Origin of the sequence: Oceanobacillus sp. CF4.6 (assembly GCF_051262635.1) — a bacterium.
Taxonomy (GTDB): Bacteria; Bacillota; Bacilli; order Bacillales; family Amphibacillaceae; genus Oceanobacillus.
Map to the genome: position 1 here is coordinate 66,033 of NZ_JBIMEX010000002.1, position 16,013 is coordinate 82,045.

18 protein-coding genes and 1 riboswitch are annotated in these 16,013 nt (G+C 38.0%); of the genes, 4 read left to right on the plus strand and 14 right to left on the minus strand.

All coding sequences use genetic code 11. From position 1 onward, the window contains the following. The first annotated feature begins 143 nt into the window (after positions 1-143). From ACHABU_RS03940 to ACHABU_RS03955, 4 genes are all read left to right on the plus strand, one after another. Positions 144-746, plus strand: coding sequence for a biotin transporter BioY (locus tag ACHABU_RS03940; RefSeq protein ID WP_435762486.1), 603 nt, complete (start codon positions 144-146; stop codon positions 744-746). A gap of 12 nt (positions 747-758) precedes the next feature. Continuing rightward, positions 759-1,751 (plus strand): biotin synthase BioB, encoded by a 993-nt coding sequence (gene bioB, locus ACHABU_RS03945; RefSeq protein ID WP_435762488.1) that lies wholly within the window; start codon positions 759-761, stop codon positions 1,749-1,751. 100 nt (positions 1,752-1,851) lie between these two features. Next, positions 1,852-2,163, plus strand: coding sequence for a CHY zinc finger protein (locus tag ACHABU_RS03950; protein WP_435763668.1), 312 nt, complete (start codon positions 1,852-1,854; stop codon positions 2,161-2,163). A gap of 492 nt (positions 2,164-2,655) precedes the next feature. Further along, positions 2,656-3,198, plus strand: a complete 543-nt coding sequence (locus ACHABU_RS03955; RefSeq protein WP_435762490.1) for an NADPH-dependent FMN reductase — start codon at positions 2,656-2,658, stop codon at positions 3,196-3,198. A gap of 96 nt (positions 3,199-3,294) precedes the next feature. On the opposite strand, the gene sufB is transcribed toward ACHABU_RS03955, so the two are convergent. The 14 genes from sufB to ACHABU_RS04025 all read right to left on the minus strand — a co-directional run bounded on the left by sufB (position 3,295) and on the right by ACHABU_RS04025 (position 15,966). After that, positions 3,295-4,692: a Fe-S cluster assembly protein SufB gene (gene sufB / locus ACHABU_RS03960; protein WP_435762492.1), complete on the minus strand. Its 1,398-nt coding sequence runs from the start codon at positions 4,690-4,692 to the stop codon at positions 3,295-3,297. Positions 4,693-4,730: 38 nt separating this feature from the next. Next, positions 4,731-5,165, minus strand: coding sequence for a Fe-S cluster assembly sulfur transfer protein SufU (sufU, locus tag ACHABU_RS03965; protein WP_435762494.1), 435 nt, complete (start codon positions 5,163-5,165; stop codon positions 4,731-4,733). Next, positions 5,152-6,375: a cysteine desulfurase gene (locus ACHABU_RS03970; RefSeq protein ID WP_435762496.1), complete on the minus strand. Its 1,224-nt coding sequence runs from the start codon at positions 6,373-6,375 to the stop codon at positions 5,152-5,154. Before ACHABU_RS03970 ends, sufU begins: the two co-directional genes overlap by 14 nt. Next, entirely contained in the window at positions 6,375-7,685 is a 1,311-nt protein-coding gene (sufD, locus tag ACHABU_RS03975) for a Fe-S cluster assembly protein SufD (protein WP_435762498.1), read from the minus strand. Before sufD ends, ACHABU_RS03970 begins: the two co-directional genes overlap by 1 nt. A 15-nt stretch (positions 7,686-7,700) precedes the next feature. Next, positions 7,701-8,486 carry a Fe-S cluster assembly ATPase SufC gene (sufC, locus tag ACHABU_RS03980; protein ID WP_435762500.1) on the minus strand — a complete coding sequence of 262 codons (786 nt, stop codon included), beginning with the start codon at positions 8,484-8,486 and terminating at the stop codon, positions 7,701-7,703. Between the two features lie 279 nt (positions 8,487-8,765). Further along, the gene (locus ACHABU_RS03985; protein WP_435762502.1) at positions 8,766-8,906 is read right to left on the minus strand and encodes a hypothetical protein; all 141 of its coding nucleotides are present in this window, start codon (positions 8,904-8,906) and stop codon (positions 8,766-8,768) included. Positions 8,907-9,150: 244 nt separating this feature from the next. Further along, positions 9,151-10,008 (minus strand): MetQ/NlpA family ABC transporter substrate-binding protein, encoded by an 858-nt coding sequence (locus ACHABU_RS03990; protein ID WP_435762504.1) that lies wholly within the window; start codon positions 10,006-10,008, stop codon positions 9,151-9,153. A 62-nt stretch (positions 10,009-10,070) separates the two neighbouring features. Then, the gene (locus tag ACHABU_RS03995) at positions 10,071-10,739 is read right to left on the minus strand and encodes a methionine ABC transporter permease (RefSeq protein ID WP_435762506.1); all 669 of its coding nucleotides are present in this window, start codon (positions 10,737-10,739) and stop codon (positions 10,071-10,073) included. Continuing rightward, entirely contained in the window at positions 10,729-11,763 is a 1,035-nt protein-coding gene (locus ACHABU_RS04000) for a methionine ABC transporter ATP-binding protein (protein ID WP_435762508.1), read from the minus strand. Before ACHABU_RS04000 ends, ACHABU_RS03995 begins: the two co-directional genes overlap by 11 nt. Positions 11,764-11,857: 94 nt before the next feature. Further along, a riboswitch (SAM riboswitch) is annotated at positions 11,858-11,965 on the minus strand. 91 nt (positions 11,966-12,056) lie between these two features. Then, the gene (locus tag ACHABU_RS04005; protein ID WP_435762510.1) at positions 12,057-12,371 is read right to left on the minus strand and encodes a thioredoxin family protein; all 315 of its coding nucleotides are present in this window, start codon (positions 12,369-12,371) and stop codon (positions 12,057-12,059) included. A gap of 24 nt (positions 12,372-12,395) precedes the next feature. Beyond that, positions 12,396-12,752, minus strand: coding sequence for a toprim domain-containing protein (locus ACHABU_RS04010; protein WP_435762512.1), 357 nt, complete (start codon positions 12,750-12,752; stop codon positions 12,396-12,398). Between the two features lie 108 nt (positions 12,753-12,860). Beyond that, entirely contained in the window at positions 12,861-13,241 is a 381-nt protein-coding gene (gene gcvH, locus ACHABU_RS04015; protein ID WP_435762514.1) for a glycine cleavage system protein GcvH, read from the minus strand. A 73-nt stretch (positions 13,242-13,314) separates the two neighbouring features. Continuing rightward, positions 13,315-13,671, minus strand: a complete 357-nt coding sequence (locus ACHABU_RS04020) for an arsenate reductase family protein (RefSeq protein ID WP_435762516.1) — start codon at positions 13,669-13,671, stop codon at positions 13,315-13,317. A gap of 510 nt (positions 13,672-14,181) precedes the next feature. Further along, positions 14,182-15,966, minus strand: a complete 1,785-nt coding sequence (locus ACHABU_RS04025) for an acyl-CoA dehydrogenase family protein (protein ID WP_435762518.1) — start codon at positions 15,964-15,966, stop codon at positions 14,182-14,184. Positions 15,967-16,013 lie beyond the last annotated feature (47 nt).

Here is a 16,013-nt window from a genome sequence, read left to right on the forward strand (position 1 = left end):
AGTATGCGGACAAAATTATTAAAAGGAATAGAAATAGAATCCTGAATTAAACCTTCTTTCCCTATATTGTCACCCTACGTAAAATAATGGTTGACAAAAGATATTTATTTCTTCTATGATTACCTAAAGGGGGGGTGAAAATTATGAATTCAAAAAATCATTGGACTCCGATTGATCTTACAATTGGCAGTCTATTTGTTGCAATGATGGCTGTCGGAGCAAACATTACATCTATTGCTCCTTTTATGGTCATTGGCGGTGTACCAATAACATTGCAAACGTTTTTTGCTATCTTAGCTGGACTTATTCTAGGTAGTCGATTAGGGGCTTTTTCCATGTTTATCTACATGGTTTTAGGGTTAGCTGGAGCACCAATCTTTGCCCAGTTTAAAGGTGGTGCTTCCATTCTTCTATCTCCGACTTTTGGATTTATCGTATCATTTATTTTGATAGCTTATATAGCAGGTAAAATTGTAGAAAAAAGGCGAAGTGCTCCTAGGTACATGTTGGCTGCATTAATTGGAATGGCCATCAATTATATTTTTGGTACAAATTGGATGTATGCTGCTTACATTCTATGGTTTGATGCACCAACAGGGTTTACCTACCAAATGGCCTGGTATTGGATGATTTTTCCTTTGCCTAAAGATATTGTTCTTTCAATATTTGCAGCTGTGATGGCTTATCGCCTTGAAAAGAGTTTTATTGCAAAAAGTGCTTTTCGGAATCAAAAAAATATTGCTTAAAGGTGGAATTACATGACAAATTGGAAACTATTAGCTGAAAAAGTTTTGCTGGGGGAGGAAATAAATGATCAGGAGGCATATGCTGTCTTAGAGTGCCCCAATGATGAATTACTGGAACTGTTACATAGTTCATACCAAGTTCGCAAGCATTATTATGGTAACCGAGTAAAGTTAAATATGATTATCAATACAAAATCAGGACTTTGCCCAGAAAATTGTGGTTATTGCTCCCAATCAAGGGATTCCACGTCTCCTGTCCAAAAGTATCGGATGATGGATAGAGACACAATTATCGAAGGGGCTAAACAAGCGCATCTTCTGAAGTCAGGCACGTATTGTATCGTTGCGAGTGGTCGTGGTCCATCGAAACGGGAACTTGATACCGTTACGTCTGCAGTTGAAGAAATCAAAAAAAATTACAACATGAAAGTTTGTGCTTGTTTAGGGATACTAAAGCCTGGACAAGCAGAACAGTTAAAAGAAGCAGGGGTAGACCGCTATAATCATAATATCAATACATCCGAGCAACATCATGGTAGTATTACTACAAGTCATACGTATCAAGACCGAGTAGCTACTGTAAATCAGGTCAAGGAAGCTGGTATTTCTCCATGTTCCGGGGTGATTGTAGGGATGAAGGAGAAAAAAGAAGATGTCATTCAAATGGCACGGGCATTAAAAGCTCTTAATGCCGACTCGATCCCTGTCAATTTTCTGCACGCTATAGATGGGACGTTATTAGAAGGAACGAATGAACTGACACCAACTTACTGCTTAAAAGTACTCTGCCTTTTCCGATTCATTAACCCTACTAAAGAAATTCGAATTTCCGGCGGGAGAGAGGTCAACTTAAGAAGCCTACAACCACTTGGTCTGTATCCTGCTAACTCAATCTTCGTAGGTGATTATTTAACGACAGCTGGTCAGGAAGGGTCAAGTGACCATAAAATGATTGAGGATCTTGGTTTTGAAATAGAATATACAACTTCTGAAGAAATGGTTTAATCCCAAAGCTTATCACTTTTCCCTTTATATTATTGAACAAATATAATATAAAATAGAGAAAGTAAAGGGGCTGATTCTCTTGATAATTCATCATATTACAGTGAAAGGTGCTATTGACCTTGAGACTCGTTGCAAACATTATCATAGCCGAAATGAGAGAATTGCGATTAAATTCTATTGTTGTGGAGAGTATTTCCCGTGTTTCAATTGCCATCAGGAATATGGATGCGGAAAAAAGGCAGTTTGGCCACAAAGCAAATTTGATGAAAGAGCCATTTTATGCGGGTCGTGTGGAAAAGAACTTACGATTCACGAGTATTTAAATAGCGACGATGCATGTCCTTCATGTCGTCAAGCTTTTAATCCAGGATGTTCCCTTCATTATGATTTATATTTTGAAAAAATGAATTAAAATAAGCACATACGATAGATTAGAAAAGTTAAGAGTATCTTATGAAAACAAATTTCTTAATTCTCATTAATTTTCTAATTAAGGGGATTGTCAGAAAATCTTCTAATTTTGTTCGCTATATGTTTGAGTGAATAGACAGTAGACCGTAATCTCTATAATCAATCCCTTTCTAATGGAAGGAGTTGATTGTAGGGATTACGGTCTTTATCGAGTAACGAATTTTAGATCATGTTATTATGTGTTTCTAAAACCAGCGCCCAACCCCGTTGATGAGTCAACAAGTTCAGTAATCACTCCAATAATCACTCAGGAAACAAGCAAATTAGTTGCGGGAAAATAAAGGATAAGCTAAGCTTCACTAAAAAAGGAGTTGTCCAGTAAAATACTTGTACTTAAACAATGAATAGGATTGATATGGGTGAAAAAAGGTATCAGGTATCAAAACGGTATCTTATTAAATGTAGATATTAATGATAAAGTGAGGGATTAGTAATGAAACTTGTCGGTATATCAGGAGCACTGGCTGGTGACAAAACATCTTTAGCTGTAAACAATGTTTTAGTCGCGGCTCAACTTTATGACCGAACGATACAAAAGGAGTTAATTGACTTAAGGGAATATGAAATTGAATTTTCCGTTGGTGCCCCTTTAGCAGATTATAATGATGATACTAGGGCGGTTGTAAGTAAAATTTTATCCGCCGATTTTCTTGTATTTGGAACTCCAATTTACCAAGCATCCATATCGGGCGCGTTAAAAAACTTGTTCGATCTTCTTCCTGAAAATGCATTTAAATATAAAGTAACTGGGATTGTTGCAACAGGATGGTCTAACAACCACTTTCTTGTACCAGAATATCAGTTAAAGCCAATCCTTTCTTATTTTAAAGGATTAATTCCAACGGGAAATGTCTATATCCAAAATGACTCCTTTAACTTGGAAAGCGATGAAATAATAAATCATACTATTTCCGAGAGAATTCAAAAGCTTGCTGAAGAAATGATTTATCTGCAACGCGGGATTAATAATCGATGAAAAAATAGTTCAGTTAAAAATTAATTCGGTACAAACTGAAAATTAACATTAGAAAAACCCCGCCACAAATATTGAAGTGACGGGGTTTTTGAAGTATTAACCGATAGAACCTTCCATCTCAAACTTAATCAGGCGGTTCATTTCTACTGCATATTCCATTGGAAGCTCTTTTGTAAATGGCTCGATAAAGCCCATTACGATCATTTCTGTTGCTTCTTCTTCAGTCAATCCTCTACTCATCAAGTAGAATAATTGTTCCTCGGAAACTTTCGAAACTTTTGCTTCATGTTCCAATGAGATGTTATCATTTAAAATTTCATTGTATGGAATCGTATCCGACGTTGACTCATTATCCATAATCAGCGTATCGCACTCGATGTTTGCACGTGCTCCGTCTGCTTTACGGCCAAAATGAACAAGTCCGCGATAGGATACTTTACCACCTTGTTTGGAAATGGATTTCGAAACAATAGTGGAAGACGTATTTGGCGCCAAGTGATGCATTTTAGCTCCTGCATCCTGTACTTGACCTTTGCCTGCAATAGCGATGGACAGTGTGTTACCACGAGCACCTTCGCCTCTTAGGAGGATTGCAGGGTATTTCATTGTCAATTTAGAACCGATGTTACCATCAATCCATTCCATTGTTGCATTCTCATCACATACTGCACGTTTCGTCACTAGGTTATACACATTATTTGCCCAGTTTTGAATCGTTGTATAACGGCAATAAGCATCTTTCTTAACAATGATCTCAACAACTGCACTGTGAAGTGAATTTGTTGTATAGACTGGTGCAGTACAACCTTCTACATAGTGAACGGAAGCACCTTCGTCAACGATGATCAACGTTCTCTCAAATTGCCCCATATTTTCAGAGTTAATACGGAAATATGCTTGTAATGGTGTGGTTGTTTGAACACCTTTAGGCACATAGATGAATGATCCACCAGACCATACTGCTGAGTTTAATGCAGAGAATTTATTATCAGAATAAGGAATTATCTTACCAAAGTATTCTCTGAAGAGATCTTCATGTTCTCGCAATGCAGTATCTGTATCTGTAAATAGGATACCCAAATCTGATAAATCTTGTTTCAAGCTATGGTATACTACTTCCGATTCGTACTGTGCTGATACACCAGCCAAGTATTTTTGTTCTGCTTGAGGGATACCAAGTTTATCAAACGTTTCCTTGATTTCCGCTGGTACTTCATCCCATGTAGTCCCTTGCTTTTCAGATGGCTTTACATAATAAACAATCTCATCAAAGTCAAGGCCGGTAAGATCGCCGCCCCATTGCGGCATTGGACGATCATAGAAATGTTGCAAAGATTTCAGACGGTAATCCAGCATCCACTGCGGTTCTTCCTTCATTTTGGAAATTTCTTCAACGACTTTTTTTGTTAAGCCTCTCTCCGTACGAAAAATAGAGATGTCTTTATCATGAAATCCATATTTATACTCATCGATTTCTGGCATATTTTTAGCCATTACTAAAACCTCCTATTGGTATTTAAAAACATTATACCTTAGTCTTCCTGTACCCCTTTTTCCATAGCCTTCCATGCTAAAGTTGCACATTTAATTCTTGCTGGAAACTTAGCAACACCTTGAAGTGCCTCAATGTCTTCCAAATCAAATTCTTCTGTATCAATTTCATTTCCAAGCATCATATTCGAAAAAGCGTGGGACATATTAATCGCATCTTCCACTTTTTTCCCTTTAATTGCCTGTGTCATCATGGAAGCTGATGACATACTGATTGAACAGCCTTCCCCGTCAAATTTGGCATCTTTAACAATACCATCTTCCACTTGCATCTGTAGCTGTATTCGATCACCACAGGTTGGGTTATTCATGTCAATCGTTACTGCATCGCCATCAATATTTCCACGGTTTTTTGGATTTTTATAATGATCCATAATTACTTGTCGGTAAAGTGTATCGAGGTTATTTAAAGCCATTCCCAAAATACTCCTTCGTTTTTAACAGTCCCTCTACAAGACGATCAATATCTTCAGTTGTATTATAAAGATAGAAGCTTGCACGTGCCGTTGCTGATACTTCTAACCATTTCATCAATGGTTGTGCACAATGATGTCCGGCACGCACTGCAATCCCAAAAGAATCGAGTACGGTTGCAGTATCATGTGGATGAACATCATTAAGATTAAAAGTAACAAGTCCGGCACGTTTTTCAGGACCGTAGATTGTAATACCATCTATTGTACGTAATTGATCCATCGCATAGTCTGCTAATTCTTGTTCATGTTCCAAAATGTTTTCCTGGCCAACTTCAAGTATAAAGTCGATTGCTGCGCCGAGTCCGATAGCTCCAGCAATAATTGGTGTACCACCTTCAAATTTCCAAGGTAGTTCTTTCCATGTTGAATCATATAGATCTACAAAATCAATCATTTCTCCACCAAATTCAACAGGTTCCATATTTTCCAGGAGAGCCCTTTTACCATACAATACCCCTATACCAGTCGGCCCAACCATTTTATGACCGGAAAAAGCATAAAAGTCACAATCCAAGTCTACTACATCCACTTTGATATGTGGAGCACCCTGTGCACCATCAACTAAAATGACAGCACCTTTTTCATGTGCAATTTTGGCTATATCTTTGATTGGGTTAATGGAGCCCAATACATTGGAAACATGGTTGACTGCCACCATTTTCGTATTCTCGGTAATCGTCGAGCGGACATCTTCCAATGTAATCGTCCCATCGCTTTGTAATGGTATATATTTTAATGCTGCGCCGGTTGCTTTTGCCGCCTGCTGCCATGGAATAATATTGCTGTGATGCTCTACCTGTGTAATGACAATTTCATCCCCAGCTTTTAACGTGTTACGAGCATAGCTGGTTGCAACTGTATTAATTGCTGTCGTTGTACCACGGGTAAAGATTACTTCTGCTGTACTCCCGGCGTTTATAAACCCACGAACCTTTTCACGGGCCCCTTCGTATTTATCTGTTGCCCTGGTCCCTAACGTATGAACACCGCGGTGTACATTTGAATTATCTTCACGGTAATACTTATTCACAGCCTCAATTACGGTGACCGGTTTTTGTGATGTCGCTGAAGAGTCGAGATATACTAAAGGATGTCCATTGACTTCCTGATTTAAAATTGGAAACTGCTCTTTAATGGCTTGAACATCCATTAATTAACTTTCCTTTCAATTACTTGAGTCAATTGTTTTCTAATGGACTCAATCGGAATTTGAGATACAACCGGATCAAGGAAACCATGAATAACAAGGCGTTCTGCTTCTTCTTGTTTCAATCCGCGGCTCATCAGGTAATACATTTGAAGAGGATCTACACGACCTACAGATGCAGCGTGACCTGCAGTAACATCATCTTCATCAATTAATAGGATTGGGTTAGCATCGCCACGTGATTTTTCACTTAACATCAATACGCGTGATTCCTGCTCAGAGTTAGACCCTGAACCACCATGCTCAATTTTTCCAATTGCATTGAAAATAGTTGTCGCACTGCCTTTCATAACCCCACGTTGTAAAATATAAGCGTCCGTTTCTTTTCCGTATTGACGAATGCTAGCTGTAAAGTTCTGTATTTGCTTACCGCGCCCAACAGAAACCGCTTTTGCTTCTGAAGTCGAATTGTCTCCAAGCAGATAGGTAATGTTTTCTGAAACTGTATTTCCGTCATTCATTTGACCCAGTGCCCAGTTGATTTTTGTATCACGATGACCAACTCCACGACGGTTTACATAGGTTGTTGTTCCAGCAGCGAAATGATCCACTGCACCATAGGCAACCTGTGCATTATCATGTGCAAATACTTCGGATACAATGTTTGCTACTGTTTCTTGCTCATCATTATGGGAAATATAGTTTTCCACATAGGTTAGGGAGCTTCCTTCTTCAGCTACAACGAGAACATGGTTGAACAATGCTGTTTCTGGGTTTTCCTGCCAGAAAATAGCTTGTAATGGTTCTTCAACTTGAACGTTTTTTGGAACGTATACAAAAATTCCACCGTTCATTAATGCTGCATGAAGTGCAGTTAGACGGTTTTGATCTACTGCTACTGCATCTTTCATGTAATATTTTTCCACTATATCACTGTGTTCGTTCATCGCAGTAAAAATATCCGTGAAAATAACGCCTTTATTTTTAAGTTCTTCATTTAATGTATTATATGCTACAGATTGATTACGCTGAATCAAGAGATTCTCATTCGCATTTCCTTCATCAAAATACGCTTGCATTTCTGCAGGCAGATCTTTTATGGAAGAGATTTTATCTCCTTCTGTAAATTCGTGCTTAAAATTACTGAAATTCCAATTACCGATTCTCGTCTTATCCGGTTTTGGCATCTCAAGTGTGTCTGCCATTTCTAAAGCACTAAGACGTAACGAGTTCATCCATTGTGGTTCATTACGAGCTTTGGAAAACTGGTCGATATAATCTTTATCAAATGGAAGCTTAGTTTCTACAGTCATATTACCCCTCCTACATTACGCGTTTTGTTCAACTGTTTCGTCTTCGATGCCTAGTTCATCTTTGATCCACTCATAACCTTCTTCTTCCAGACGTTTAGCAAGTTCAGGTCCACCTGACTTCACAATACGGCCTTGCATCATAACGTGAACAAAATCTGGTGTAATATAGTTTAGCAAACGTTGGTAGTGAGTAATAATTAAGCAACCGAATTCTTCGTTGCGCATTTTATTAATCCCTTTGGAAACGACTTTCAATGCATCGATATCCAAACCGGAGTCAATTTCATCCAGGATTGCAATTGCCGGGCTTATTTGCATTAATTGAAGAATTTCATTACGTTTTTTCTCCCCACCAGAGAATCCTTCGTTTAGATAACGTGTTGCCATGCTTTGATCAATTTCCAGAAAATCAAGATCTTTATCTAATTGTTTAATGAATTTCATTAGAGAGACCTCATCGCCTTCTTCGCGACGGGCATTAATTGCGGAACGAAGGAAATCTGATGTCGTTACACCACTGATTTCACTTGGGTACTGCATTGCCAGGAAAAGTCCTGCACGAGCACGTTCGTCCACTGCCATTTCCAGTACGTCTTCTCCATCAAGAAGAATGCTTCCTTCTGTAACTTCATATTTCGGATGACCCATAATTGCAGAAGCAAGTGTTGATTTACCAGTTCCGTTAGGTCCCATAATAGCGTGGAATTCTCCACCTTTTATCGTAAGGTTTACACCTTTTAATATCTCTTTGTCTTCAATGGATACATGAAGATTTTTAACTTCTAAAACTGATCCTGACATAAAACATACCTCCAAATACTGTATTTTCTAGTAATCAAATGAATTTACATCCATTCTCAATTTAGTCTCATTCCAATCTTAAAGCATTTCAAATTAATAATCAACTCTTTTAGATTAGCAGAAAATCGAGGATTTCTTCACTTTTGATATACTCTCTAATTGAAAATAGAGAATGCTAATTAATGTGTTCCTTACTATTCTTTCCTGTTACCTTTTTTCTATCGTATTAAAAAAATACTGATGCTCCTATGAGGAACATCAGTATTGTATTTCATGTATTTATTTAGGGAGTTGACCATCCATATTAGAGGATAATTGTTTTGCCTCTTTGTATTCTTCATCGCGTTGGCGTTCAACCTCAATACGTTTATCAAGCTTTCTTCCGTATTCCTCATAGTTGACATGTCGTGATTGAGTCATTCCTTTTTGCATTTCAGAAGTATACTTTAAGTCTATTCCACTATTAATAGTGAACCATCCCTTTCAAGTTTTTAACTACATTAATGTTACCACAAAGACGATTCCCTTAACAAAGCGGATATAAACCCCTTTTCAAGGAAATAGACCGATATTTGGTTAAACCATAACTCCAAATAGATTGTTTACATAAAATACGGATAAATAACTAACATTTCCTCTGGAATCCTCATTATTCAGTTTTCAATTAATTCTCTCCACCTACAGGAACTACGGCACCCTTGTAGTTTTCGATAATAAAGTTTTGAATTTCTTCTGATTGAAGTACTTCAATCAATGTATTTAAAGCTTCATTATCTTTATCTTCAGATTTGGCAGCAATAATATTTACATATTCTGATTCTTCGCCTTCAATGAATAATGCATCATCAAGTGGACTTAAACCAGACTCTATTGCATAGTTTGTATTAATGACAACAAGTGCTTCTTCTTCCGAATTGTAATATTCAGGTAAGAAAGCTGGATCGTAGTCAGGAGAGAAACTTAAATTTTTAGGGTTTTCTGCAATGTCTTCCATGGTTGCTTCTGATTTCTCGACACCTTCGTCAAGTGTAAGTAATCCTTCAGCTTCAAACAAGGATAGAATTCTGCCATGGTCAGACACAGAGTTACTCAAAATTACTTCTGTACCGTCTGGAATCTCGTCAATACTTGTTATGCTTTGTGAATATACACCCATTGGTTCAACATGTATGCCACCAATCGATTCAATTTCATAACCAGTGTCTGCAACCGTTTGGTTCAAATAAGGGAGATGCTGGAAATAGTTTGCATCGAGGTCACCACTTGCAAGGTCATCATTTGGAAATACATAATCCTGATATTCTTCAATATTTAAGGTAATTCCTTGCTCTTCAAGCAAAGGTTTTGCTTCTTCAAGAATTTCTGCATGGGGAACACTTGATGCACCTACAGTAATCTCAGTAGTTTCTTCTGTTCCTTCTTCCGTAGTTCCGTTATCGCTTCCGGTGTCAGAATCTCCTCCACCACACGCAGCCAATAGTAGTACAAATGCTAATGATAATAATGCTAGAATTTTTTTCATCTTTTTCTCTCCTTCTATGTTTTTATATATTTGAAATGGGCATCTGCCTATATACAAATCAATTATCTTTTATCCACTTTATTAGTAATAAAGTCCCCAATAAATTGGAAAATAAATACGATAATAACAATTATAATTGTACAAAGAAATACAACATCAAAGTCTCTTCGCTGGAATCCAAAGTAATAGGCGTAATTTCCAAGTCCACCGGCGCCAATGACACCGGCCATTGCAGTATAGCCGATTAAAGCAATTGCTGTAACCGTAAGTCCTGAGACAAGGGCAGGCATGGATTCTGGAATAAGTACCCGTAAAATAATGGTGCTTGTCTTTGCCCCCATTGATTTCGCCGCCTCGACAACACCTTTATCTACTTCTTTGAGAGCAATCTCAACGAGTCTCCCATAAAATGGTGCCGAACCGATAATTAGGGCAGGCAATGCTGCATTTGGTCCGCGTATGGTTCCAATCAAAAAATCAGTAAAAGGAAATAACAATAAAATCAATATAATAAAAGGAATAGCCCGAAATATATTTACAAATGCTGCTACGATTAAATTAACATAGCTATTTTGCCAAATTCCATCTTTTGTTGTCAGATAGAGAAGTAGCCCTAAGATGAGGCCTAAAATACATGTCCCAATCAATGCCAGAATTGTCATGTAGAATGTTTCATAAGTAGCTACCCAAAAATCCTCTATATCGATATTCGGAAATAAATTAGTTAGCATCTCGGATAACCTCCACTTCTACTGAGGTTTCTTCCTGAATAAAGCTTACTGCCTTATTAACTTCCTCAATTTCACCTTTCGCCTGGACAAATAATGTACCATATCCGCCAGCCTGAGTTTGTGTTATTTTCCCCTGCAATATATTCAGATCGATATCAAACTTTTTCGCCAATTCACTGATGAGGGCTTGATTTGTAGTTTCCCCAAGAAAATGCAAGCGTAGAATTTTCCCCTCGTTACTATACGTATCGATAATATTCGATATATCATCATCTTCACTACTGGATCCCATAATTTGTTCCACAAACTTCTTTGTAACTGGCATTTTCGGATGTGTGAATACCTCTAGCACTTGCCCTTGTTCCACGACTTTCCCTTGCTCCATGACAGCAACCTGATTACAGATTTTACGAATAACATGCATTTCGTGAGTAATTAAAATGATTGTCAAACCAAGCTTCTTATTAATATCCATCAATAAGTTTAAAATGGAGTTGGTCGTTTCGGGATCTAATGCAGATGTTGCTTCATCACACAGCAATACTTTCGGATTGTTTGCAAGTGCACGCGCAATACCAACACGTTGTTTCTGTCCACCACTTAACTGGGATGGATATGCCTTTTCACGTCCACTAAGCCCGACGAGATCAATTAGCTCTTGCACCCGCAAAGAACGTTCCGCTTTGGATGCGCCTGCTATTTCCAATGGAAAGGCAATATTATCTTCAACTGTTTTTGACCAAAGCAGATTAAAGTGTTGGAAAATCATACCCATTTCCTGGCGTGCAAGCCGTAGCTGTTTCGTATTCAAAGCCGTAATCTCCTGGTTGTCGATGATAACTTTACCTGCAGTTGGTTCTTCCAGTCGGTTTAGCAGGCGTACAAACGTACTTTTACCAGCACCACTATATCCGATTACGCCATAGATTTCGCCTTCTTTTATATGAAGGGTCAAATCGTCAACAGCTGTTATATTTTTCTTATTTAGAGCAAAGATTTTACTTAAACCCTCAATTGAAATCACTATTTATCCTCCTAATGATTCACATTTAATCAACAAAAAACGTCCATCTGCTCGAGAACAGAAAGACGTAATAGTTTACATAAAGTCTCACGTTCTCTCATCTGTCAAAGTACTACTTTGCAGGAATTGGCACCTTTCAAATTTAAATTTGAAGGTTGCCGCGGGTTCAAAGGGCCAGTCCCTCCACCGCTCAAGATAAGAGATAGAAAATATTAAGTTTTGAATCAGTGAGACTATAGTAGCACGGTGAAATATTCATGTCAATATTAAATTTTTGTATCTTTCTATTATCCTTAGCTTTTCGCAAACAACTCAGGCTTATACTTTATTAAATAACTATAGATATTGCCTGTCGAATGGAAGGCATAGATTTTCTCCTTTATTTGGCTGTCTTCCTTAATTAACAGGCATGGGACACTTTCTATTTTATTCTCAATCATAAATTCCGGGTTCAAAGACGCATTCATTTCATAAAATATGTTTTCCTGATGAACCGCTTCAATTTTTTCAAGCATTGCACGTGCAACACTGCATGTTCCACAAAATGGAGTATAAATATAGAGCAACATTCGGTCTTGTTTATGCGTTTCTTCTGTAATAGTTTTCACCTTTTACCACCTTATACCTTTGCACTAAAATAAAAATATGGGATGGACGGAAAAATGTTTGCTGAGTAAAGCACTCGCAAGAATCTTCTCAGGTGTTGCAGCTACTTCGCGGTATTCACTGCTAACATAAATGTGTTCCGCATGTGGAAGTTCGCGAGCAAGTTGTTTCCGTAATTTCATCCCCGACTTATCCTCATCTACCAGTATAAAAACATCCTTCTCATCCAGTTCATATGTTTCCAGTAATTCATCAAATTTCTCCACACCAAGTGTACCATTCGTACAAATAATCGTAACATTGTCGTTGATAATCTTCGCAATCTGCCGTTTGTCTGTCAGCCCTTCGACAATAATTACTTTCTCTGGTTCAGTAGTTATCATCACATAGCACTCCTTATGCAAGCAAGAAAGATGCTTATTTACATCCATTATATGATAAAACTAAGGCTGACTATACACAATTGTGTGCTTTAGTCAGCCTACGGAGCATTATTCTTCGGTTAATTCTTTGTATTGATCAGGTGTAAGTAGTTCATCAAGCTCAGATTCATTAGACGGTTCCACTACAACCATCCATGCTTTCTCGTATGGTGATTCGTTTACAAACTCTGGGCTGTCATCCAACTCTTCATTTACTTCAACTACTTTGCCACTTATTGGAGCATACAATTCAGAAACTGTCTTAACAGATTCAACACTACCAAAGGGCTCATCTACGGTTAGCTCATCACCAACTTCAGGTAATTCCACAAAAACGATATCGCCAAGTTCATCCTGAGCAAATGCCGTAATACCGATTCGTACATTTCCATTCTCTTTTTTAATCCATTCGTGTTCTTTTGAATACAATAATTCCTCTGGTAAGCTCATTCTTATCCCTCCAATAATTAATTCCAATCTAACTATACAATTTAATGCTCTCTTTTTCTAGTCCCTGTTATACTTATTTCCAATTTTCCTGGAATGTTTCTTCTTTGAAACCGACTGTAACAATCTCGCCATCTGTTACAATGGGCCGCTTAATCAGCATTCCATCAGATGCCAATATTTCCGCCATTTCTTCCGTGCTTGCATCCTTGATTTTATCTTTGATACTTAACTCGCGGTACTTCTTCCCACTCGTATTAAAAAATTTCTTTGCCGGAAGATCACTTTTCTCCATCAGATTCATTATTTCTTCTTTTGACGGACTCTCTTCCACAATATGTACACTTGTATAATCGACATTATTAGTTTCAAACCATTTCTTCGCATTCTTGCATGTTCCACAATTTGGATACCAATAAAATGTTAATGCCACCCGATAACCCCCTCATACCACTAAATTGAATTTCATTATATCAAACCCAATGTGCATTAATCCATTATAAGTGCTTTTAGTTAAGCTTCTTTTCGTAATGTTTGCTGATTTATAATCTTCGTAGTTAAGATAAAATACGAAGTAACTACTAGCTGATATCCAAAATCGTGTGCTTCCATCGCCGTCCGGGATCGCTCTGGTGAAGTTGTTGATGCTATGTCAGCTACCCGCGAATGTAGTAATAGTCAGCAACCCTTCTAACTAGCTCTGGGAAATACACGTAGACTTCTGCGGGAGGAAAGGCATAGGTGAGACTCTGAAATGCGTCAGCATGAAGAGGCTCACCAGCCGCCCGCGAAAAGAGAAGTGTATTTCCCAGAGCGGTCGCCGAAGTTCCTGCATACTGATAGAAAACCAGCAGTTACGTCGCACTTTATAGATTTGCCGCAAAAGAACAGCCTTTGTTAAAAAGCAAAAGTCTCTACTAGAACCGCAGAGACTTTCTCATCATTATAAAACGTATTTTTCTTCTTTAATAATTTCTGCTGCAATTTCACGTTTTTTAATTACAACATTTATTGGTGTGTGACGAGTCAATTTACGTAAGGATGACAGCATCGTACGGAGTGTGTCCCCTTCTTCAACCGTTATCAATGTTTCTTTTGCATTCGCTTCAATACGATTGAATGCTTCCTGAACATACACTTGTGTATATAGCAACTTGATATTATTTTTATCTTCTCCGTTTTTACTGATTGCTTTTTCTGTACGAAGGATTGCTGACTCCATATTGTAAACTTCTGCTGTCATATCAGCTAAATTCACAAGAATCTCTTGCTCTCTTTCCAGGTTTTTGCCATATTTTTGTGCAGCAAGGCCCGCTCCAAGGAGAACCATTTTCTTAGCGTTACGCAATAAATATTTCTCTTGTTCCAATGCTTCTGTACCGACTTCTTCGGGCATCATCATCATTAATTCCTCTTGGAGACCTTGTGCTTTTTGCAGCAATGGTAATTCACCTTTCAATGCTTTCTTCAAAAGGGTACCAGGCACAAGCAGGCGGTTGATTTCATTTGTCCCTTCAAAAATACGGTTGATTCTAGAATCACGGTAGATTCGTTCCACTTCATATTCCTGCATAAAGCCATATCCACCGTGCATTTGTACAGCTTCGTCCGCAGTGTAATCAAGTAATTCAGATGCCATAAATTTGTTCATGGAACATTCAATTGCATACTCAGCAATTGCACGAGCTACTTCACGTCCATCCTTTAACTGTTCGTCAGTCAATGCACCCATACGTTGTTCAAATAGGCCTACCGTACGATAAACAGCACTTTCATTTGCATAGATTCCAGCAGCCATTGTCGCAAGTTTTTCCTGTGTTAATGAAAAACTTGAAATTGGCGTATTGAACTGTTTGCGCGCATTCACATATTTAACAGCTAATTCTAGCGCACGTTTCGATCCACCTACACCACCAACTGCCAGTTTATACCGTCCTACGTTAAGGATATTAAATGCAATTACATGCCCACGACCCTTTTCTCCAAGTAGGTTCTCTACAGGAACTTCAACGTCCTCTAAAATCAATGTACGGGTTGAGGAACTCTTAATTCCCATTTTCTTTTCTTCAGCTCCTGTTGAAACGCCTGGAAATTCACGTTCTACAATAAATGCTGAGAAATGTTCGCCATCGATTTTTGCATAGACAATAAATACATCTGCAAATGCGGAGTTTGTAATCCATTGTTTCTCACCATTTAATACATAATGTGTTCGTGCTTCATTAAGTTTTGCAGTTGTTTTTGCACTTAACGCATCAGATCCAGAGCTTGGCTCAGTCAATGCATATGCTGCTAGTAATTCACCCGTTGCCAGTTTTGGTAAGTACTTTTCCTTTTGCTTATCATTTCCAAAAAATACGATTGGCAGTGATCCGATTCCAACATGGGCACCATGAGTGATTGAAAACCCACCTGCGCGTGCAAATTTTTCAGTAATCAGTGATGAACTGATTTTATCCAATGCTAGACCACCATATTCCTCTGGCACATCGGCACCTAATAACCCCAAATCTCCTGCTTTTTTTAGAAGTTCAACAGAGTAATCAAATTCATGATTTTCAAGATGATCTACTTTAGGCAAAACTTCTCCAATTACAAAATCTTCGGTTGTTTTAGCAATCATTTTATGTTCTTCGGTAAAATCTTCAGGTGTTATGATGTCATTTCCAGTCAGATCCTCAATTAAAAACGCGCCACCTTTAAATAATTTTTCTCTTGTTTCACTCATGAAAATCTTCCTTTCTTATATAGGAATTTTATTTTAATTTCATTTAT

What these genes read in the sequence shown, in the direction of transcription:
- ACHABU_RS03940 (WP_435762486.1), top strand. Translation starts at nt 144, where the DNA reads ATGAATTCAAAAAATCATTGGACTCCGATTGATCTTACAATTGGCAGT.
- bioB (WP_435762488.1), top strand. Translation starts at nt 759, where the DNA reads ATGACAAATTGGAAACTATTAGCTGAAAAAGTTTTGCTGGGGGAGGAA.
- ACHABU_RS03955 (WP_435762490.1), top strand. Translation starts at nt 2,656, where the DNA reads ATGAAACTTGTCGGTATATCAGGAGCACTGGCTGGTGACAAAACATCT.
- sufB (WP_435762492.1), bottom strand. Translation starts at nt 4,692, where the DNA reads ATGGCTAAAAATATGCCAGAAATCGATGAGTATAAATATGGATTTCAT.
- sufU (WP_435762494.1), bottom strand. Translation starts at nt 5,165, where the DNA reads ATGGCTTTAAATAACCTCGATACACTTTACCGACAAGTAATTATGGAT.
- ACHABU_RS03970 (WP_435762496.1), bottom strand. Translation starts at nt 6,375, where the DNA reads ATGGATGTTCAAGCCATTAAAGAGCAGTTTCCAATTTTAAATCAGGAA.
- sufD (WP_435762498.1), bottom strand. Translation starts at nt 7,685, where the DNA reads ATGACTGTAGAAACTAAGCTTCCATTTGATAAAGATTATATCGACCAG.
- sufC (WP_435762500.1), bottom strand. Translation starts at nt 8,486, where the DNA reads ATGTCAGGATCAGTTTTAGAAGTTAAAAATCTTCATGTATCCATTGAA.
- ACHABU_RS03985 (WP_435762502.1), bottom strand. Translation starts at nt 8,906, where the DNA reads ATGACTCAATCACGACATGTCAACTATGAGGAATACGGAAGAAAGCTT.
- ACHABU_RS03990 (WP_435762504.1), bottom strand. Translation starts at nt 10,008, where the DNA reads ATGAAAAAAATTCTAGCATTATTATCATTAGCATTTGTACTACTATTG.
- ACHABU_RS03995 (WP_435762506.1), bottom strand. Translation starts at nt 10,739, where the DNA reads ATGCTAACTAATTTATTTCCGAATATCGATATAGAGGATTTTTGGGTA.
- ACHABU_RS04010 (WP_435762512.1), bottom strand. Translation starts at nt 12,752, where the DNA reads ATGATAACTACTGAACCAGAGAAAGTAATTATTGTCGAAGGGCTGACA.
- gcvH (WP_435762514.1), bottom strand. Translation starts at nt 13,241, where the DNA reads ATGAGCTTACCAGAGGAATTATTGTATTCAAAAGAACACGAATGGATT.
- ACHABU_RS04025 (WP_435762518.1), bottom strand. Translation starts at nt 15,966, where the DNA reads ATGAGTGAAACAAGAGAAAAATTATTTAAAGGTGGCGCGTTTTTAATT.